8 protein-coding genes are annotated in these 23,136 nt (G+C 37.9%); 2 read left to right on the forward strand and 6 right to left on the reverse strand.

The window, feature by feature from the left end; all coding sequences use genetic code 11:
* The 6 genes from BM253_RS15355 to BM253_RS15380 all read right to left on the reverse strand — a co-directional run.
* A partial coding sequence (locus BM253_RS15355) for a hypothetical protein (protein WP_218154382.1) occupies positions 1–1,016 on the reverse strand: 1,016 nt, incomplete at its 3' end.
* Between the two features lie 268 nt (positions 1,017–1,284).
* A complete protein-coding gene (locus tag BM253_RS15360; RefSeq protein ID WP_091526064.1) occupies positions 1,285–6,057 on the reverse strand; it encodes a hypothetical protein in 4,773 nt (1,590 codons plus the stop codon).
* Positions 6,058–6,082: 25 nt separating this feature from the next.
* The gene (locus BM253_RS15365) at positions 6,083–9,049 is read right to left on the reverse strand and encodes a hypothetical protein (protein ID WP_091526066.1); all 2,967 of its coding nucleotides are present in this window, start codon (positions 9,047–9,049) and stop codon (positions 6,083–6,085) included.
* A 41-nt stretch (positions 9,050–9,090) separates the two neighbouring features.
* Positions 9,091–12,540: a DUF6603 domain-containing protein gene (locus BM253_RS15370; protein WP_091526069.1), complete on the reverse strand. Its 3,450-nt coding sequence runs from the start codon at positions 12,538–12,540 to the stop codon at positions 9,091–9,093.
* 17 nt (positions 12,541–12,557) lie between these two features.
* Entirely contained in the window at positions 12,558–15,464 is a 2,907-nt protein-coding gene (locus tag BM253_RS15375) for a hypothetical protein (protein WP_091526071.1), read from the reverse strand.
* A gap of 11 nt (positions 15,465–15,475) precedes the next feature.
* Positions 15,476–16,735 (reverse strand): hypothetical protein, encoded by a 1,260-nt coding sequence (locus BM253_RS15380; RefSeq protein ID WP_091526073.1) that lies wholly within the window; start codon positions 16,733–16,735, stop codon positions 15,476–15,478.
* 591 nt (positions 16,736–17,326) lie between these two features.
* Here BM253_RS15380 and BM253_RS15385 point away from each other — a divergent pair.
* Together BM253_RS15385 and BM253_RS15390 are read left to right on the forward strand one after the other, a co-directional pair.
* Positions 17,327–17,764 carry a DUF1896 domain-containing protein gene (locus tag BM253_RS15385; protein ID WP_091526075.1) on the forward strand — a complete coding sequence of 146 codons (438 nt, stop codon included), beginning with the start codon at positions 17,327–17,329 and terminating at the stop codon, positions 17,762–17,764.
* Positions 17,751–23,108: an N-6 DNA methylase gene (locus BM253_RS15390; RefSeq protein ID WP_091526078.1), complete on the forward strand. Its 5,358-nt coding sequence runs from the start codon at positions 17,751–17,753 to the stop codon at positions 23,106–23,108. The genes BM253_RS15385 and BM253_RS15390 overlap by 14 nt, the downstream gene beginning before the upstream one ends.
* The last annotated feature ends 28 nt before the right edge of the window (positions 23,109–23,136 follow it).

Consider the following 23,136-nt stretch of genomic DNA (forward strand, 5'->3'; position numbering starts at 1 on the left):
GCCATCTCGTCCCGTAAGAACATTACTTTTTCAATCGGCTCGCTTTCCATCCTGTTTTTAATTCTTGGGATCGAAACAAGCTTTCCAAAAGTTTCTCTGGAGACGCTGTCTTTCTTACTTATATTGTACATATCCCAACGATACCAGTCTTGTTCGTTATTAGTACCTGCCCTGTTTATGGAAAAGTTACGACCGAATACATCTGTTACAACCAAACCATTAATTGTGGTAACTGAACTGTCCGGTACAGGATGCGGAATTATAAACCAGTCATTTGAATAAATCAATCCGAACTCCATTACGACCATTTTAGATATATCACTTTTCTGCGTTAGCATTTTAGACAGATCTGTATTTCTGTCTTCAAATTCCCACCATTTACCTTTAGGCATTCCTTTAAACTCAATATTTGTAGGAATATAGGAATATGTTTCTGGTTTAAGAACTGCACGGGAATTATCTATTTCAGTTCCTTCCTCTATTAGTTTATACGAAGGCTCGCTCTCTAAATCGAAAGAATACCAGTCCAGATCTCCACGCTTATAGCGGTCGGCCCTTAAAACGTTTTGATAACTTTCCTGACTAGGTTCAATAGGTGCTGATACACTGCATTGATACTCCAGTACTTCTTCAGACCATGAATTTTCCTGTGGTGTTTCTGGAAGAAAATAGGTGTTTTCGACCCACCTTAAAAAATGAATCATCTGCTCATCCATTTGCGCAAAATCCGGTAAAAAATCTGAAGCATAGCCCCCGGATTTAAAATATTTATATAATCTTACTCCGTCAATGGCCCTTCTAGTCACAAGATTTCTAATTCGCATCCCGACAAGATTGCTCTTTCCTGCCGGATCGTCGCCCGGTGTATCTATTGGGAAATTCTCTATTGATAATAAAAGTATTTCATTTAGGTTGTCAGCATATATCTTAGAAGCAAGTTTGATCCATATACGACCAAATTCCAAACGGGTTCCTAGATCTTCCTTCAATGGTAATCGTTCTATTTTTGCTTCCAAGGGCACCTCTTCATTTAACAGTTCCACTTCCCCATACCTGCTTTGGAATCTGTTAAGTTTATTAGACTGTGTCTGAACCCTAGCTTTCATTGGTGAGCCTGCATCTTCTGCGAGAAACTCTCCAACACGAAATTGTTGTGTCAGCATCCATACAGCATCATGAACAGCCGCCTTAATTGTTGGTTTTAAGTTCTTGGCAACTGTCCTTGGTTCTACACGTAGGTAACCAATAATGTCCGGTTGATTTATATTTATTGGTGGCATAAGCTTAGTTGTTTAATTTTAAAACATGTTTTTCCGAAAGTCCGATGGCATTTCCAGACTTCGTAAAGGGCATAATCATTCCAGGTAATTGACCTACCGCAGTCTTAGATATCACTTCGTAATCAATTCCGCGCTTTTTAGCTAGATCTAGTGTTTCTTCTAACATGTCTGTTATGTCATCCCATCTCCATCTACCGGAAATCTGAGGGGATATTCCTAATATCAGACATTGTGGTGCCTTTGCATTCGGCTGGTCATAATGAAACCCTATACCAGAAGTTACTTCTTTAAAGGGTATTACATCAATCCATTCTTCAACCATTAAACCCGCCTGAGGCTGATATACTGAATATTCTTGTGGAACAGATGCACCTACCACAGTTCGTCCTTCCTTAAGGCTTTGCGGGTCAGACACGGAAGCTCCCAGCCATCTTTCCGTCCCATCATATTGGTAAGGAATCTGTATCGGAATTACAGATCTTCTCAAGGTCGAAATAGGGTCAATGGCATCCGTAAGGATAGATAATACTTCGTAGTTTGCAGCATTCTTTCTTACCTTAGCTATAGATGTTAGCCATTCTTCCGTCAGAAGTTCGTTATCCATATGATCTTCTGTAAGAGTCGTTTCCCCAAGCACCATAGATTCAATAATATCTAAGTCGTCAGCTCTGATTTCAAAAAGTGGAACTGCTGTGAAATTAGGATCAAATATCTTCTTGAACGACTCAAGCACTTGATCTACGTATTTAGTGGGATCAGTTCCTGCTATCGGAAATGGTTCTGTTATCTGTGCTTCTAAAAGCTTTTCATTCGCAATCTGTATTACCATATCTGCCTGTTGTTTCAATAACTGTTCTTCATCAGGTTCCGCACCACCAACATATTCGTAAACAGTTTGTTCGATACCAAAAAAACTTAGTACAAACAATGCGTGGACAATAGACTCTTTGCTGTAAGGAATTAAACTAACGGCATTCTGCAAATTATTTACTGCAGCTATAAGTGCTTGTTCTGCAGTATCACGTCGAACAGAAATATTTTCTAAATCATATTTTTTAATGAATCCTTCGACATCGTTTGAGCGCATATAATCGTGCGTATTCAAGTGCCTTGAACTGTTTAATAATTTTTGCGCATAAAGTAAAACCGGATGTATCTCTAAAATTGAATAAGTTTCTTCACTGTCTTTTTCTTGATATTCCACTGCAAGATCTACCGATCGGTCAAAACCGTACAGCGTGCGAATGTACTTTTTAATATTCAGTGACAGTAAGTCATCTCCATCTTTAAGTTCCTCACCAGTGAGGTATAGTAAGTCTATCGGATGTAAATTAAGTTCAGCTGCATTAAGCCAATACCCCCTTCCTGTATTTCTTATCTCAACATAGCAGGTTATCATGGTCGGATTCGGTAAAATAGACGCCAGCCACTTATTAATATATGGTTCTGCATAAACCCTGTTTGAAACATTGCCTATTATATTCCAGCCATTAGCAACTTCTGAAGGTTCATTGGTTTCAAAATGCATGGTAAAACGCTGTGGTATTTCAAGTCCTTGTTTAATCGAAGGGACAACATCAGGCTCATTCAGGAAACGTCCTTTTGAAACTGCATTTGCACTAGATCCTCCCTTAATTGTGTTACCCTGAACAATTTGAAATATTCCTTCAGTCGTACTTATGTCAGCAACAGCATCAGCAAGATTCCATACCCAATCCACAGCTTGAATTAAAAAATCTCTTTGACCAAGAGGTATTCCTGATGTATCGATTATTTCTTGAATCTGTCCCTGCTTCATAAGTTCAATAAGCTTATCTCCATTCACAACATTTCTTGAAGCTATTTTTTCTACTGTTTCAGGATCAGGAGAAACTTCCACCACAAACTTATCTAATGGATAAGATTTTCTTAAATTGTAAATTGGCTGATTTACGAAAAACTGATTATTTGCAAGTTCTCTAAATTTTCTTTCAAACTCGTAACCCAATAATACACCCAGATTCTGCCCGTTTCGAACACCTTCCATTAAGTCAAGGGCTCCACGAACCCTTTCAGAAGAAAGGTTTACTGATAACGGATCTTCTGCCTCCCTTTGCGCACGTTGTGAATAACCACTAAGCATTACCGCGCCCGCCACAGCCTGGTTCATTGATGGCGCGTGAATATAACCTTTATTTGTTTTCGTCTGCCATACTTCTTCCGGAAATTGTCCGTCTCCGGTTGGAGGTTCTACTCGCTCCATATCACGGCGACGGGTCAAATTTTCAACCCAGCCATATGCACCAAAGTACAGTCCCATCGAACGATCAAGGCTGCCATTTTGGATACCTCTTAAATCATTCATACGCTGATTAACCAAAGAAAGCCTCCAAGTATCCAAACGAAAAGTAACCCCATCAATTCCTTCACGTATCAACAGCGAAAGGTCTTTAACTTTTACACGTGCCAGATCTTTCAGAGATATTTTTGACTCTATAAGATTTTTTGCCTCGGGAAACTCATGAACTTCCTCTGAACTCAGTACTTGACTTATTGTACGACCTCGAAATGGCGTATTCATAATCGCCAAACGACTTGGTCCGATACTTAAATTTCCCATAGGTCCAACGTTCGGAATTTCTGGCGGACGTTCACCCCCTTGATTGATAAATTCATTCTCACCTCGAAGTTCAGGACGGATTTGCAATATATCGCATGCTGCTTCGAAGTATTCCAACATAACCGATTGTCTTGATGACCTATACAAAATACTTGAGTTAAATTGGCGCTCTACGACATCCTGACCTATACCGAACTGCTCAAAATCTTCGTCACGCAACTGATCAAAACTAGCAGCAGCCATAATATCCAACATATTTCCGACGTCACTCAATTTCGGAAGAGGTTCTTCCTCATTCACTCCTTCGGCAACCGTAGCAATATCCATATTTGACTGCTTCTCCAGATAATTTATCTGCAATCCCTTATAGTTATATTCTAATGGCAATCCCAGTTCCCCGATGGTATTTTCCATCCTGCCCATCTGCATATTTTGCCATTCGCGGTTTCGTGGATATTCCAAGGCGGCATATTCTATATTGTTCCAGACATATCCGGCTCCGACACCTACTCGCTGTATATATTCGGTTGAAACCGCATTCTTTGACAATACATCGGTAAGTTTTTGTCCCGGCTTCTGTATCGTATCATAATAATCCATAACCTTGGTCCATTGCTTGTCAAGGGAATGGCTGTACTGCTGGATATTGCTAAATAGTTCGGTATCCGGATGGCTTTTCCAATCAAGCCTTGAAAATACACTTGTAGGTAATATACCGTATGGTTGATTCCCGCTCCTTATGGAAGGCAAGGCACCGCGACTTCTCATATAGTTTGCTGCAAACATTCTGAACTTGCTATTCATAACACCTCTGTTTCCGAAAAAAGGTAGCAATTCAGTCACAGTATATCCCAACATTGACTGAAAATTTGCGGTATTGTAATTAATAACATCCTTAATGTCTGTTCCATTACTTCTGAAAATATGGAACATGGTATCATAATTTATACCTAACGCTTCACACAAGAACTGACCATCGGTTTTATCTTTGTTTATCGGAGTCGGATTGAATAACGGATCTAATCGTTCTGTCTGATAAGTAACTTTATTTCCGAATTCGACTGCCTGAAAGCCCGAATATTCTTCATCTGTATTATTAGTATTGCTTCCCTGCTTTAAAATACTTAGACCGTCAGTAAAACGATGATTGCTCAAAAGCTGCTCTACCCTGTCCTGAGATTTACCGATTGATAAGGTAGATTTCACACCAACTACCATAATTCTCTTAAACCCACGATCAAACTGTTCACGGGTTATATCTATTCTTGCAGCCATACCCTGACCAATTGCTGCATCAAAGTCAACCATCCAGTTCACAGTCTCGTCTGCAATAATCTCGTTTCGGAACCCATTTACTTCGCCTTGGTCAAAGGATCCCATCTGATCAGGATTATCTTCATCAGGTCCAATAGTTGGGTCAATACCCATCTTAAGATCATCGGGAACAGGTTTCAGTTCGTAAGTGAGGCTGCTTCCGTCATTACCATATGCCTGTACTGTAAATGAATCCGGCATCACATAGGTGTGCGGTTGTTTGCTCCAAGTATCAATTTGAGTATCCAAAGACGGAAATTCTAACTGTTCGCCGCTGGAAACTGATCCAAGGTTAGTAGGTGTTGTCATTAAAGCAATATATGCTGCTCGAGGAGCACTGAAACTACGACACAGTAAATCCCATGCATGAATTGTTTCCTCTTCATTCGTACTATCAGTAACCTGAATCCAATAATTTTTTCCTTCTTCAAATTCAGTTTCGCTTAATGTTTCTTCATGAGTATCAACAGCTATTTCGTCTGGAAATATTCTAATCCAAAGCTGCTGCGGTTCTTCATTGAAAACAGTTTCTATTCTGACAGGGAAAAACAATATCGGATAGCGGTCGTTCATATTCTCAACCAAGCGTGAAAGACCACCTGATGATGATGCTACCTCACCCAACATTTCTGATTCCTTGTTTCTGATATCTATCAGTTCTTGTTCCAGTGAATCTTTAGTTTTTTTTAATTTAAGAAAGGTATCCGCTTCACCAGGTTTAAGTTTCTTTTGGGTTATTTCCTGTATACTTCTTCCTGCTTTCTTAAGTTGCTGCTTTCCTAAAAGCAGCTCCTTTTCCAACTCGGCTTTTTTAATTCTCAATTCTGTAATCTCACGAACTATCGTACTATATTCTTTTGGCATATCTGTATCGTGTTTATAAGGTTATTTATTGTATACTTTGATTATCCGGTACCAGATCCTGTGCATGGACATTGAGTTTTACCGGAGCCTGATGGAGTGCATATGCAATAGTCGCTCCATTCCAGTTCCATTTAATACCGTCTGGATTGCTTGAGCTGGTTATTTGTTTGGCAAGGTCAATGAATCCGTCACTGTTAGGATCATCCTTGATATCTTTCCAACTTAGATCATCCCAACTCGGTATGTTTGTACTGACAGGTTCATCAGATTCGTCCGCACCAAAACGTATTTCTGTTGATCTTTCCTGAAAGACAACGAAATATCCTTCATCTCCGGTTCCATAACCCGTACCCTTAATTTCAGCAGCATCAATTGGGAATCCGAGCAATACGATATCCGGTTCTATTTTCCCAGAAAACAAAGGATAAACTTCTGTTCCTAACATTGCTTTTCTAGGTTGGTCTGGTCCAAGATACTGTGCTTTTTGCAGATAGATGATCGTTCCGGGGTACTTCCGTAGAAGCTCCGCGCGAATCGTCATCACCAATAAAGGAGGACCTGCCGTCCTTGCACTGTTAGATCCTAGTTTTGTAAGCGATGAAGTTATAGAATTGGGATCTACCCTCCATTTATGTATATCTTCTATATCCCTGTAATTATTCAGGTTGTATATCTGGTCATTTTCATTTTGGATCTCAAGGTTTTTGATAGAACTGTCATATCCCCAGAAAAAGGAAAAATAAGTACCCCTCTGATCTGTAGGATATCCTCGCCACATCAATTCCCTACCCATTTCATAATTCAATCCGAGCATATATGCTTCCAAATATTTTTGATTTACATTCAGCAGATTGATAGAGTTCATTTCAATACTTCCCAAGCCAGGCATAATCCAATCTGGTGATAGTTTTGCCAACTCTTCATACATGGGCACTCTGATCTTAGGTGCTGCCATTATGGTATTGGTATTCATTATCTGCACGGGAATACCTTGCACATTCGTTAACTTTACAAAATTGTTAGCAATAGCCAGTGCATTTGATACAGGTTCCGTTCTGGTCAGAATAATATTTCTCATCTGACTCATCGACAGCATTGGGCTTTGTGGAAAACTATAGTTAGGAAGTTGTTGGATGATGCCGTGCAGTGACGCAATTGACTCTACCATAGTCCTTACTGGTTGCGAAATTGGTCCAGGTGCCGGATTTGAAATTATAGTTCCCGGGTTAGAAAACTGAAATCCTGCATTCTGTGGAAGCGACATTGTAAATGCCGGTGTCAACTGATCTGGCGGCCATATGTTATACGATATCTGTCCTGCCGGTGGCTGATAAGGCGTAGCAATCTGCACAACTCCGTCATTAATTTCACTTATTAGCTCTGAGGTACTTACATCACCGCTTGTTAATGTAATACCTCTGGTCAGGGTACTGTTTGCCCTTGTCATTCTTCTGAATGCACCTGATAATACAGAAACCGGGATACGGCTGTTATCAACTTCACCAAAAACAGTAAGTTGTCTCGGCATATTGATCATGCGAGGGTGCGCAGGGGCGGATATGTTCAACAACAGTTCATCTTTCAAGGACACCAAGTGGCGGTCATAGATCGCCTGATTAGCAATCTTAGTCAGTTTGAGCTGGTTCATTTTACGGTTTGCTTCCAATACATCACCTATCTGCTCCCAGGCGGTATTCATATAATCTTCCTGATTGCGTCTTATGGTTTCAGCTCCGGCACCGGCGAATATTCTGTACCGCGGATCAAGGTTGGCTTCCTGAAGCCAGTTAGCATCTGAAGAGTTAACTTCCTGCACTTGATCTTGGGCCGCATGCCATCTACCATAAATTGGCGGAGCTATAATTGGGTCACCAATCTGTTCCTCATTAAGGATTTTGGTAGGCTCATTAATGATGCCTCTCAATTCCTTAGTATAAGGATTATTGTCACTAAGCTCCCAAGGTTCAACTGTTGTAGCATTAAGTGGTTCTACGATCCCCCGCATTTTAATGACAGGTTGTGGAGATTCCACATTTTCAAGTCGGGGATTGTTGCTCTTTTGAAGATCAACCTCCCTTGTACCTACACTTTGTGGTAGGATACGAGGCTTGACAAGGCGTACCAATGTTTCAAAATCACCGGAACCTCCCGTCTTAAAATACCATTGATGATAAACAGGGAATTCGGTATCTATAGCTGTACTGCTATTCCAAGCACCTTGCTGTTCCTGTACACTTGAACCGTCGAAAGGCTCCATTCCCATCCCTACTCTCCTACCCGTTTCAAAAGTTGGGATTACAAAAGCAGTATATCCTGTATCAGGCATCAACCTTCGGGGCGACACCAATCTAGAAATTACCTTTTCAGGATTTCTCTTCAGAACAGTGTTTTTAAGTTTTGTAACAGATTGTGCAATAGCAGCATCTGTATTTCCGATGGCACCTTCACCTACTGCTAAATTTTCATTTACGTGAACATGTGCCCACGCCCACAAGCTTTCTTGCGAGGGAAATATCTCGCCTGCCGTTTTTTTTATTTTAATGTACGGTTTACCTTGTGGTGTAGTAAGCAATTCGAACTCGTCATCCATAAGTACAACCAAAGTCAACCACGGACGAAGACGGTATTCATACTGCAATGAAGCCCCGTCTTTACGGAATTTTGCAGGTGTATAGCGCCAGCAAAAATCCTCATCGTAGAACTCAATAAATGGAAGGTAGTTCGGTTCAAAATTGGTTACCCAGTTTTCCGGGCTTACCTTAACGATTTCGTTTTTATTGATACCGATTACATCACCTGGCCCCTTAAGGGCAAAGTCCTTGGATATGGTCGTGTTTTGGGTACCTCCGCTCACAGCGGTCGCCTCCAAACCAATGCTTAAACTAAAACTGCTACGCTCTATAGGGGAATTGCCGTTGGGCAGATCATCAGCAGTAAGAAAATTGCTTAATCCGTTTCGTATATATGGTAAAAAAGAATAGTATGCGTTCATAGTTTACAGAATATATTGTTCATAAAATGTTTAGTCCGTTATCAAGCCAATTCATATCGGTTGGCAATAATCCAGTTTTCAACCGTAGTCGGTGAAAGTTCCTTTTGTTGCTTCAAATATCTTTCTGCATCCATTGAGTTCGCAAAAGATATTCCGCCGCCCACCTGTTGCAGGTTATTACGGTTCGCTAGCACAAACTCACCATCTTTTATAGAAAGCTTGATCTTTGCCGGGCCCACACTTGTGGTACGCAGTCTTGCTCTTGAAAGACCTGTACGGGTAGTATAACCAAGGAAACTATCAATTTTCAGTCTTTCATCGCTAATTGCGAATTTAGTATCTTCTTTGCGTCGGTATCCGCTGTCCATAGTTATCTCTTCGAAAGTACTATGTTTGTGTACGGCGTATTGAGAAGACTGATTCTTGTTTGAACCTACAAGCACACCGCTGTCAAATAGTTCATAACCGTCACGAGATAACTTTTCTTCATCAGTCATGTTGCTGAACTCGCTTCTTGCAAAATAATCCTGTACCCGCTCAGCAGGTACAATCATATTTTCAATTCTAACGTTACTAGTATTGATGCGGTACTGGTTAAAGTCGCTGATTGCGGCAGAGCCGAATTTCTGCATCATCGTATTAAGCGGCATCACACGTTGGCTAATCTTAATTGCACCGGATGGATCCACCGACTGTACTTCAGTTTCTCCTTCCTTCCGCCAGGCAACCATCTGGTTATTCTGATCTGGTAGCAAAGCTTCCCAATTATCTTGCAACATTAATGCTTCTTTAATCTTATCATCTACTTTTACTGCCTCGATAGCTTCTGCACGCTGACGACCAAATGTTGCATCGAAACGAACTTTCACTTTAACAAGCAATATCTTGAAGGCAGCCTGACCTTGAGCACGCCAAGGATCCGGACCTTCCAACATCAATGCAACATAGATTCCGAGTAAGGTCTTGCTTCCCATTTTTATGGCAAACTTGACTCCCATGTCCGCAGCAAAATAGAAAGGAGAAAACTGAAAAAGTACGTTGAACCAAAGTTCCCCTTCTGCAATAATCTTCCATGCTTTTGCCATCGCATACACGCGAGCTCCAAACTGTGCTGAATTTGAGGTCACGGCAAAATAAGACTCTACAGATATTTTTAAATTACTATGGTCTGCCAGAATAATTGTCAGACGTTGCATTGAAGGTAGGTTCAATGGTGGTGGCGTGTAAGACGGGTGAAATCCACCAACCGATAATAAGAAATTTGGTCGGTCTCCCCAGTTCAAACGCAGTGCCATATCACCAAAAAGTCCAAAGGTCAATATCTTAGAATCATATAATGTTGCATCAAACGACAAATACTTTTCTTTGAAGTCAATAATTCCTAAGAAATTAACCTGTATCTGTAAAATAGGATTTTGTGCACTTGGCAATTGTGCACGCAAAATTCCTAAAATAATTAAACGTACAGGATCAGGAAGTTCAATTACAATTCCTATGTCAATTGTCAGCAAAGTTGGTGTACCCCAACCTATTTTAGCCATCGGTCCTAACATAAATTGATCTTTGCGTATAGGAAATGCTTGACCTAAATTACTGATAATGGTATTTGCATTTTCTACGATGTTCTTTGGAAACAGGATATGATCCAACGTATTGTATCTTATTCCCGCACGAAGAACATCGGGATTGGACGTTCTGTGTAAGCCAAGTAAACCGCCTATACCGTTGATGGTAAAGCCCATACCAATTTGTAACGGTGTAAATTCAACCGACACTATAACAAGAAGTGAGTAACCTTTTTCTCCTCCCGGTAATTTGGTACTGATAATACCAATAGCCGAGAAAGATATTTTGGAAAATTGCAACTCCAGACCACCGGTATAGGTTGATGTAGATTCATCGTAGTTTAAGAAACCACCACCTTTTACCGGTGGGGCATCGATGCTTAAGCCAACTCCTGTAGGCGGTTTAAAACCGATACCAATACCAAACGGACCGGCATTGCCTTCATCCAGATTCAGTGTTGTTCTTAGTCCGATATTATCAACCGTAAACACAATTGCACTTAAATCACCCTTGATATTAGTGCCAATATCTGCTGTTACTTTATTCTGACCTTGCGGAGCTTTAATGGCGACTTTTACATTTGTAAATTCTATCGGACCGATCTTGAAATGGGTATTGACTTCAAATTCAAAAGTACCGCTGCCTACAAAGGAAATTCCTTTGGTATTCGACCACTGTACAGTAATCGGAAATTTAATTTCACGGACTTTGTCCCCAAAGATGTTTTTAATAAAATTGTCTGAACCGTTTGGATCGATAACTAATGCCAGACCGGAAAGGTCATAACCGATTCCATATTCTAAAGGAGTTCCCGGCTTTACGAAAAGGGAAATTGCCTGATCGCGTATTTCCAACCGCGTACCTTCGGGTTGTCCAAACAAGCGTACTGGTCCCTCAAATAGTTTTCTGATTAACAGTTCAATTTTTCCGTTAAACGACGTAGGTCCAAGATAACTGAATTTTTGTTCGGACGGGCTGAGCTGAACTCCAAAATTATTTCCAATAATATCGGAAGTATTTATTTGTAAGGAAATCGTATTTGTTATATCTTGCTTCAATGATGTACCTTCAGGTATATCCAGTTCAAGTATAATACCTTTTTCATTGGTTTGTTCTCCTTCAAAAGCGGATATATAAGCGTTTAAATTCTTATAATTATCAGCAACCAATATATCCATCAGAAAGATACTTAAGAATCCACTTACTACACGATCAGGATTAAAGAAATCATTATATAAAATAGAACGTTTCATAGTTAATTCATTACCAAAGGCAGGATTATCGAGAAAAGAAGCTGGTATTTTGATACCGCTTAAAAAATCCATTAATAATGAACCAATATTTTCAAAATCATACTCTTCCGTGTTCCATTCAACAGCTTCCTTAACAATTGCCGTTGGATTTGTTATCAAAGTTCCTAACTTTGAGTAATCAATTCTAATTTTTGTGTATGCGGGTCTTGGTAGTTCCTCACTAATATAAGTATAACTTATAATATCAACTGCTAATAACGTATTAAATAATATATCAGACGTATTTTGAAGATAACGGCAGATTAAATAGTTAAACAAATCGTTAGGAAATTCAGATTTAAATATACCTTGTAAGTTTCCAATACCCGATGTAGTATCAGCTACTGTATTTGCAAAATTCTTAATAGAAAGATAAACCGTGCTCACATCTGCTAAAAGTGCAATCATATCTATCTCTGAAGGCGCTGAAGGTAAATTATCCAAGCTGTCAATTAATGAGTTGATATTGTTTACAACTGCCTGAGCTTCCGATACAGGAGGTGTTGGGATTGACCAACCCAAATCTAAGAACAGTGCCCTAAATTTCGATTCGCTTTCTAAAGCTTCTTTAAGTGGAAGTATCAATCGGGCATATTGGGTAACAAAACTTCCTAAGAACGTATTATCTGCCATAATTTCTATGTTTAGGGTTAAATGTACTTTCCATATTTCACATCCATAATAGAATGTTTTAATGGATCAATGTAGTCGATTAAAATATAACTACATACAGGACAGAAACTATTAGAGGTTATTAATTTAGCTTTTTCTATACCTAACAGATCTCGTGGAAGCATGTCCTCTCTATCTTCTCCTACAAAACCACGCATCGTACAAAATCCTGTAGGATGATAAATTCCTATGAAATAAGAAAGTAACCCGCCTGCGTATAACCCCACGACTTTTGATTTGTTTTTTTCTGCGTTTGCAATAAAATTCTTAAATGATGGGGGTGATGTATCAAGAAATTCCTTAAGAATATTTTGTGGTCTATTATTATTGCGATCATCAGCAAATACCATAGGTCTACCTGGTTTAGTAATTATATTACTAAAGTAATTGGCTTGCATAATCGCATTTTCTACTTCATGATGTATTAATTGCTGAAAATCATTTTGGCTTGCATTACTATCCGTTCTCCAAAACGGGAAAATTATAATAAATCCATCGTCATAATCAGATGTCGTAAACTGGGTCGAAGTAGTAAATGTTATTTCCTGTTTATAATCAGATAGGTCTACCGATGATGTTACCGTACATTGAATATACGTTGTCTTATCAAATAGAAATCGTTTACGAAGTAATATTCTATCACCTTGTTTAAAAGCATTCGTATTATCATTTATATTTAGTGCATTTGTTTGAACGATACAAGAATATACATTGTTTTCAAATTTAATATTGTTCTCAGGTTGATCTACAAGACCTAAACCAATCTTTTTTATTCTTGGCCAACGCCATTTTATTTTAGAAGCATCAATATAATGAGTTTGAGTTTCTAAATCTTTTCCTATCTCAAGATTTGAATAATCGGCAACTTCTTTAAGCTTAGTTCTTTCAGTAGCGTCTTGATTAAGATCGCCAAATTTAGCTGAATATTCATCTCTTAGATAGTTATGAGAAAATTCATGAACAATAGTGTTTTTCACCTGATTTCTAGTTTCTTTTACATCAAGATTATCTTGCTCATATCTATAAATATCATTAGTTACAGTTCGTTTACATTTAAAGGAAGTGGCTATTTTTGCTTCTATAGACGCAACAGTACGATGTAAGCTTAAATCAGTTCCTGGATCATCTTCATTTAATTTAACAGTTAGGGACAATATTTGATTCGTACCATAAACACCATTTGTTCTAACCCGCGATAGTAATATAATATTATCACTAGGCTTAACAAATTTTTTTATATATTCATTTTTATCTTTGCCTAATTCCGGAATCCCATTTTGGTCAAAAAATATTTGCCCAAAACCTGCCTTAATTGGGTTAGTAATCTTATTAATATAAGATCCAAAATTTACAATTGCTCCAGCATTTTCAGATGTCGGTGGGAATTTGGTAGTGCCTGCTCCTATGTATCGTGTTGGTTCAAAAACTTCTCTTATCTCCCGCTTTAAGAAGGTGTTAGTTACTCCATAAGAAGTATCCATTTTTTCTAAATAGATTCGGCTTTTTAATTTTTTCCATATTTTAAAAACGTAGGGATGTATATACTTCTTGGTAGAATTACTTGGATCAGTAGTTACATCGGTTATCCATCCTAACTTATTCCATTGAATGAGGTTATTATTCAGAGATCCAAGACCATCATTGTATTGCGAGGGTAGTCCAACTCGACTACATAAGTCTGACAACGTTACATACTTGCCCTCATCAAACCATGCTCCGTTTGATTTTTTTAGAAATGGATAAGCATTGTCAAAATCAGGATTGTCAATTTCTAAAAAAGTTACTAAATCGTTAGAGTAAAAGTCAATTAAATATTTTTTAAATTCAGGTAATGTTTTCGTTTCAAAAATTGTGCTAAATGCAGCCTTCTTTAAAACTTTTGTATCAAACAAGGAAATAAAGGAATAAAGTTCGATAATGATAGGACTATTTGAACTAGCGTTTCTGACAAATATATGTTCACTTTCTAAAGATGAGTATTCTTGCTGGTCATCTGTATAGTAACTCCAAATATTTAGACGGTCACCTAACAAATTCCAAGGTGTGTAAGTTTCTTTTTTAAGCAGTTCTGTACTAAATTGATCAATAGTTTTGTGAAAGTTTGATGTATTATTTTTGAAACCATCGGAAAGAAAAAGGATGTTCATACGGTCATCAATATCATCGATATTCCCTTTGTGAAACTTTAAATTTCCAAATTCATCCAGAAAACGAACACTTCCTGTGACTTGTATCCTGCTGGTAGAACCATTATTTTCCATCCATGGAGGAAGTTCAATTGTAATCGCATCTAATATAGGATTTTCATCTGCTGGGGGGGTAGTTTTCCAAGTTAATCTTTTAGGATCATGGATAAGTGGTTCAGGTGGCGGAGGGTAGGTTGGAATATTTAAATAATTATTCCCATTGGTTAATTCTTTCTTCATTTCAGGATAAAATGATAAGTCTGCATAGTTTCCATCAGTAAAACTTGCCAAAACACCAAATTTCAATTCCATTCCTTTTCGTATACTTAATGTAGATGGTGATGTCCATGCTTTGTCTATTTCATCATGCAGATGAAGTAAAATAACAGAATCACTTATCAACGGGTTGTTACTTTTTACAGTTATAAAAAAGTTATCCACTCTAGCGGGATGATTTACGTCTGTTCCTGGAATATAAGGATTGGCTTTTATTATTACTTTTTCGTTATTTCCTGTAATTTTAATTTCGATCTGTTCATAGGTAACATCTTGTGTATGTTCACCATCTAAACGAAACATATATGATAGTGTTAAATTTGAATTAAAAAACAGATGTAGAGGAAACTCTTTATTATTCCGCAACATATGTAAATCTTGACCTTGATAATCTATCTCTTTATTGAAAAGTGTTAATTCCATCTCATATATTTTTATTCATATTTGTAAATTAAAACTGCATAATCTCTGTAATAGATCGTGTTTTTCTTTTTTAGAAAATGCGTACTATCTGTTTTTCGGTATATCATCGCAGAGTTTTCGTCAAATTCCTGCTCGCGTTCGCGTTCGCCAAAATAATTTAAATTCCATTTTTTGCTATTTTCCTTCAATAGTATTCTATAATCCCAATCCTTTGAACTAAAATGCCAACGATCAATACCTTCATCTTTATCGGAACCTCTATCGGAGAGTCGAGCATCATTTGATCGATAACCAAATTCATAAAAATGTCTTTCAATTAGCTGTCCATTTTCGTCAAAAAGCATTAGTCCCCTTCGTTCTGTAGGGAAATGAGATAATACAGAATTTACGTTATCATAAAATATAAAGTTCTCTCCAAAAGATAGTGTTCCTGTTACTTTGTTAGATGTTCTCTGAAGAGTAGTGGTGGAATATAGAAAAGGGGTAGAACTAATTATTCTGCTATTGAAATTTATAAACTTTTCTTCCTTTAAGTTATGTCTTTTTAAGATTCCATTAGTTCCTTGAAGAACACTATAATCCTGATTGAAAAAAAACCTTTTATTCTTAATGTCAATATAATTAATTGTGTCTTGAGCAAGGGAAAGTATATTATCACTCTCAATTTGATTGTTATTTACTTTAATAGAATTTATAATCTGTAAATGGGGTTTATATGATGTGTAAAAATATTCCACAAATCCTGAAGATGAAGTGTAATTGTATATTACTTTTACCAGATTATCAGTCTTGTTTTCATAGATATATGTTATATCACTATATACATCTCTTTCGTACTGATTTGTAATTACTTTAATTTCAGTTCTCGTTTTTCCAAAACTATATTTATAGTTTGATCTACTAACAATTCTGTTTCTTTTATCTAATTTTCTACTTTCATCTAAAAAGCCAGTAGTAGAATTGAAAGTATATATAATTTTTCCGTTTCCTTTAATCAAGTTATGCCCTCTAAACAATGAATAATATGGGAAATCTTCAAATACTTTTATTTCTTTTACACCTATAGGTGCTTTAAAATTTTCGATACACCACCACCAATCATTAGCAATATAGGTGGTTTGTGCCATTATATTTCCATAATACTTTAACGCATAATCATAAGTAAACATCGGCTCCAATGGATGTATCTCACGCTGGGAGTAGCTTTTGTTTCCGGCAGAGAAAAAAAGCAGTGTACAGAAGATTTTATTCATGTATTGAAGCGGATTCATTAAATAAAACAGGTTTATATGTTTAACAAAAATTTGAACTTATTTATGTCTTTTACTACTTCAGGTAGTGTTCTATGCCTATACTTCTTTATAAAAAAGAAAATACAATCCTGAGCGCATGTAAAGCATACACTGTGATCTACAATAAATAAAAGCTTTGCTTTTAGTGTTTATGTACCCGCATTGCTACAACGCAGGCTTGGTTATCTAAGGAAAGAGAAAGTGTCTATCGGTTCACTGTAGTTTCGGAGTCATATCATCATTAAGATTCTCTTCCTCAGATAAATGACATTATAAATTTAGAGATTAAAATTTTTATAAACTAAATTTTTTTTCACTATTGAGTGATTTTTACGAAAAATTAGGTGAAACGACTATTTCATTTTTATATCCACAAAAAATCTGCTTTAAACTGAACTTATTAAAACTGATAAATCTAACGAACCAAATTAAGTATTGATTTTCAACTAACTAACGTCTACCTTCTAAATATAGACATATGAAGACCTGTAAAGCTAACCACAGTCAATTTAAATTTTCTAAATCCTTACACTATAATTTAGAACGTACCAATTACATATCCATACTATCATGAACAATCAAACCAAAGACCTCTCCTATTTCAAATTAAAACTTCAGGAACTATTAAACAGCAGTTTTCCAGAAAAAGCACATGATTATAAATTCATTGAACAAAGATCAAAATGGGCAGCAAGTGCTTACGAAGCCGCATTTGTTGCAGGAAACAGTATAGACCAATGTAGTGAAATCGCTAACTACATTCTTTTTGAAGGATTACACTTTTCAAAATTCGATACCGTTTTCCAAGTGGTCTGTAATGAATTCGACACCACCATGGCAGATGAAGAACTTCAACCATTCACTTTAAAAATGCTTTCAATCTGCAACAGTGTCTTTGAAAAATATGAACTAACCGATGATTTCGAGAATACGGCAGCGTACGATTTACTATATACCGAGCTGACCGGAACCATCGCTATATGGATTGAAGAAAATGGGCTTCAGTAAGAAACAGCATCTTCTGCAGAATATTGATGCTTTGCGAATTGCATTCATCTTGGAAAACGAAAAGAGGTATGCAACCGAAGAAGAAAGAAGATCGCTAATGCAGTACAGCGGTTTTGGTGGTTTAAAGTTCATACTGAACCCAACAGCAAAAGAATCAGACATCCACAACTGGCCTAAAAGCGAACACGACCTGTTTCCTCTTACTGAGCAGCTGCTTCAACTTCTGAGAGAAAATGCTCAAGATGAAAGGGAATATCAGAGATATGTCAATAGTATGAAAAGTTCCGTATTAACAGCTTTTTATACACCTCCTCCACTGGTAGGTTCAATATCTGAAGTTCTCACACAAAGTGGGATAAGCATTCAGAAATTCCTCGAACCATCCGCAGGTATCGGTTCTTTTATTGATTCTTTCTCAAAAGGTCAAAATCCGGCAATTACCGCTTATGAAAAAGACCTATTGACAGGAAAAATCCTCAGTCATCTACATCCTGAAGGCAATATCAATATAAAAGGTTTTGAAGAAATTCCTGAAAATCAGTTAAACACTTTTGATGTAATCTCTAGCAATATACCGTTTGGTGACACTTTGATATTTGACTTGTCTTATTCAAGGAGCAAAGACCAAGTAAAGATTCAGGCAACAAGAAGTATCCATAACTACTTCTTTCTAAAAGGTACAGATACGCTTCGTGAAGGTGGGGTGCTTATCTATATTACATCTCAGGGGATAATGAACAGTCCGAAGAATGAGCCGATACGCAAAGCTTTAATGCAGGGAAACAATCTGGTTTCTGCAATTAGATTGCCTAACAATCTGTTTACAGAATATGCAGGAACGGAAGTCGGCAGCGACCTAATCATCCTGCAAAAGAACACAGCTAAAAAGTTTCTAACTAAAGAAGAAGAACTGTTTTGCGAAAGCAATCAAACACAATTCAACACACCAGAAAATGCCTACTTTCAAGGTCTTTCAAGGATTATACATACTGATAAAAAATTAGGAACCGATCCTTATGGTCAACCCGCACTTATTTACAATCATAGTGAAGGCATTATTGGAATCTCCAGAGATCTAAAAAAAATGCTAACCGAGGATTTTTCTAAAAACTTAAATCTTGGATTGTACAATAATGATCCCAAAATACTAAAAGTAAGTGAAGTAAATCCACTACCTGTTATCATCGAACCTTTAGTAGTACAAACCCAAATAGTTCCTCTATTTGAACCACAAAAAAGAGAACAAAATTACTCCGAACAATTGCAGCTAAATATTTTTGACTTATTTGAAAATGAACCTATACCCCTACAGACCAATATCCAATCTAATCAATTTAAATCTCAATCTAAAAGACCAAAAACTCAAAAGAAAAGAAGCCAAAATAATCAGCAGATTGACCTGTTCAGTAACCCTGTTCTTAATTCAGATAAACCTTCAATAAGCCAACCCCCGTCCAGCAATGCTTTATCAAACCTAGAAACCAAAAAGCAAACAACAAACAATACAGTCAATGAAATTCCGGAACCCGCACCATATAGTGGAAAGCTGGAACAATTCCATCGCAGCGACTGTCTTGCCTTTAATAATGGCTGGGTAGGATACTTAAAAAACGTCAATACGGAACAAGGATCGGCTCTTTTCCATCCGTTGCAGTTAACTCAACATCAAAAAGATCGAGCAAAAGCTTACATTCAATTAAGGGATACTTATAACGAACTATATACTAAAGAAACAACACTTCAGGCTGAACACAAAGAAGAGAGAATCAGGCTTAACGCTTTGTACGATGTCTTTATCAAAAAATTCGGAAATCTGAACAGTTCAGACAATATCAAGCTGATAAAGACAGACAGTTCGGGTACAGATATTCCGTATCTGGAACGGGTGGTCGGAGGTGTGGTGCACAAAGCAGATATATTCAACCATCCGGTTAGTTTCTCAACCGCGAAGATAACTGCCGATAATCCAGACGAAGCTTTAGCCGCTTCCTTAAACAGGTATGGTAAAGTAGATCTAAATTATATGGTCGAAGTAAGCGGTATAACTCATGAGGAGTTAAAAGAGGCGTTGAACAACAAACTCTATTTCAATCCGCTAAACAAAGAATACGAAATAGCGGAACGCTGGATTGCAGGAAATGTCGTTGAAAAAGCCCAATACCTACAAAAATATATTGAAAACAATCCAGAAGACAAAGAGGCCAAAAGAAGTTTGACAGCATTGGAAGAAGCACGCCCAAGAAGGATTGAGTTTGAAGAATTAGATTTCAACCTGGGTGAACGCTGGATATCAACCGGTATTTACAGCAGCTTTGCATCAAACCTTTTCGATACCGATGTACATATACACTATTCAGAAAGCTCTGATGATTTTTCGGTAACCTGCGGACAAAAAAACGTCCATATCTGGGACAAATACGCCGTCAAGTCCGAAAGCCGCACGTTTGACGGAAATGCACTGTTCAAACACGCACTGGTAAACACCACACCTGATATTACAAAAATAATTATCATTGATGATAAGGAAGTAAAAGTACGTGACATGGAAGCCATACAGATGGCGAATAGCAAAATAGATGAAATTCGAACCTCATTTTCCGAGTGGTTGCACGCACAGAGTGACAACTTTAAAACAAGGTTGACAGACCAATACAACAATACTTTTAACTGTTTCGTACGACCGAGCTACGACGGTTCCCATCAGGATTTCCCGGGTTTGGATCGTAAAGCGCTGGGTATTGAAGATCTTTACTCCAGCCAAAAAGATACCGTATGGATGATCAAACTCAATAACGGAGCAATATGTGATCACGAAGTCGGTGCCGGAAAAACACTGGTAATGTGCGCTGCGGCACAGGAAATGAAACGTTTAGGGTTGGCACATAAGCCCATGATTATAGGTTTGAAAAGCAATGTGCACGAAATAGCGGAAGCTTACAAAACTGCTTATCCACATGCTAAAATTCTTTTTCCCGGTAAGGAAGACTTTACACCACAAAAACGCTTGAGAATATTCGGTGACATCAAAAACAACGATTGGGACTGCGTAATTCTTACACATGACCAGTTCGGAAAAATACCACAGTCACCTGAAATGCAAAAAGAGATTTTGGAAATTGAATTAGACAGCGTAGAGCGTAATCTTGATGCATTGCAATCCCAAGGAAAGGAAGTAACGAGAGGAATGCTTGCCGGAGTCATCAAACGAAAAGAAAACCTCGAAGTAAAACTGAAAACACTTCAATACGACATCGAAAACCGCAAGGATGATGTGGTAGATTTTAAAATGATGGGTATCGACCATTTGTTTGTAGATGAAAGCCACCAGTTCAAAAACCTGATGTTCAATACTAGGCATTCAAGAGTTGCAGGATTAGGAAATGTAGACGGCAGCTTAAAAGCCATGAACCTGCTGTTCGCCATCAGAACCATACAGGAACGTACCAATTCAGATATGGGAGCTACCTTCTTATCTGGAACAACCATCAGTAATTCACTAACGGAACTATACTTGCTGTTCAAATACCTTCGTCCAAAAGCAATGAAAAAACAAGGCATCCATTCCTTCGATGCCTGGGCTGCAATCTATGCCCGAAAGACGACCGATTATGAGTTTTCAGTCGCAAACAACATTGTTGCAAAAGAACGCTTCAGATACTTCATTAAAGTACCGGAATTGGCTCAGTTCTATTCTGAAATCACAGATTACAGAACCGCAAAAGATATCGGTATTGACCGACCTAACAAAAACGAAGTATTGTACAACATACCTCCTACTCCTGATCAGGAAGTATTCATCAAAAAACTAATGGATTTCGCCAAGTCAGGAAACGCCGAACTGTTGGGAAGACCGCCACTCTCACAAAGTGAAGAAAAAGCAAAGATGTTGATCGCAACAGACTACGCTAGGAAAATGTCATTGGATATGCGGATGGTAAGTCCAATATACGAAGACCATCCCGACAGTAAAGCATCACACTGCGCAACAAATATTGCTAACTACTACAATCAGTTCAAGGCACAGAAAGGCACACAGTTTGTTTTTTCAGATCTTGGAACCTACAAGCCCGGAGAATGGAGCGTATATTCAGAGATCAAAAGAAAGCTCGTTGAAGACCACAATATTCCCTCACACGAAGTTCGTTTCATCCAGGAAGCAAAAAGCGACCGACAGCGAAAGGAACTGATCAAAGCCATGAACGAAGGAACCATACGAGTATTGTTCGGTTCCACCAGTATGCTTGGAACCGGAGTCAATGCCCAGAAAAGAGCTATAGCCATCCATCATCTGGACACACCTTGGAGACCAAGCGATCTAGCACAAAGGGATGGTAGGGCAATACGCAAAGGGAACGAAATAGCAAAATTCTTTGCAGAAAACAAGGTAGATGTAATTATATACGCAGTTGAAAAATCACTGGACAGCTACAAGTTTAACCTTTTGTACAACAAACAGCTGTTTATAGACCAGCTGAAGAACAACAACCTTGGTAAACGTACAATCGATGAAGGCAGCATGGATGAAAAATCAGGCATGAATTTCTCCGAATACGTTGCGATACTCTCTGGAAATACAGACCTGCTTGATAAAGCTAAACTCGAAAAACAGATTGCAGGATTGGAAAGCGAAAAACAGGCATTCAGCCGTTCCAAATACAGTGCAAAATATAAACTGGAAGAATATTCTGCCGAGTTAGAAAAGGCACAGTCCCGTTATGACCGAATGAGCCTTGACTGGAACAACCTACAACAACGAATTAAAAGAAATCCAGATAACAGCACAGCAAATCTACTTAAACTTGACGGTCTATCCCAAAACGCAGATCTGAAACAGATCGGAACCAAACTAAATGAGATATCCAACAAAGCAAGGACAGGCGGACAATATGAAGAAATAGGAAGTCTTTACGGATTCAATCTACTGGTTAAAACTGAAGCTTCAAAAAAAGACGGAACGGACATCAAAGTAAACTGTTTCTTCGCACGAGGAGAAGGAAACATCAAATACACCTACAACAACGGAATCATTGCTAAAGATGAAAAACTGGCTGCATCAAACTTCATAAATGCACTGGAAAAAATCCCTAGCTACATTGAAGAGGAACAAAAGAAAATAACGGAAATAAACAAAGATCTGCCCGTACTTCAGGAACTGGTTAACAGCAAATGGTCAAAAGAAAACAGATTAAATGAAATCAAAACCGAACTGGCAGCTGTCGAACGTAAAATACAGCTTTCTATTGTACCAGAGGTAAAGGAAGAAATCAAAAAGGTTGAAAAAGAAGAAGTTGCTTTAGAAGACATTTCAATCAAAAACAACAATCCAATCCGGTACAAAATGTAAAACAGAAACTAAAAACAATTTAATTAAT

The organism is Paenimyroides ummariense, assembly GCF_900115115.1.
Taxonomy (GTDB): Bacteria; Bacteroidota; Bacteroidia; order Flavobacteriales; family Flavobacteriaceae; genus Flavobacterium; species Flavobacterium ummariense.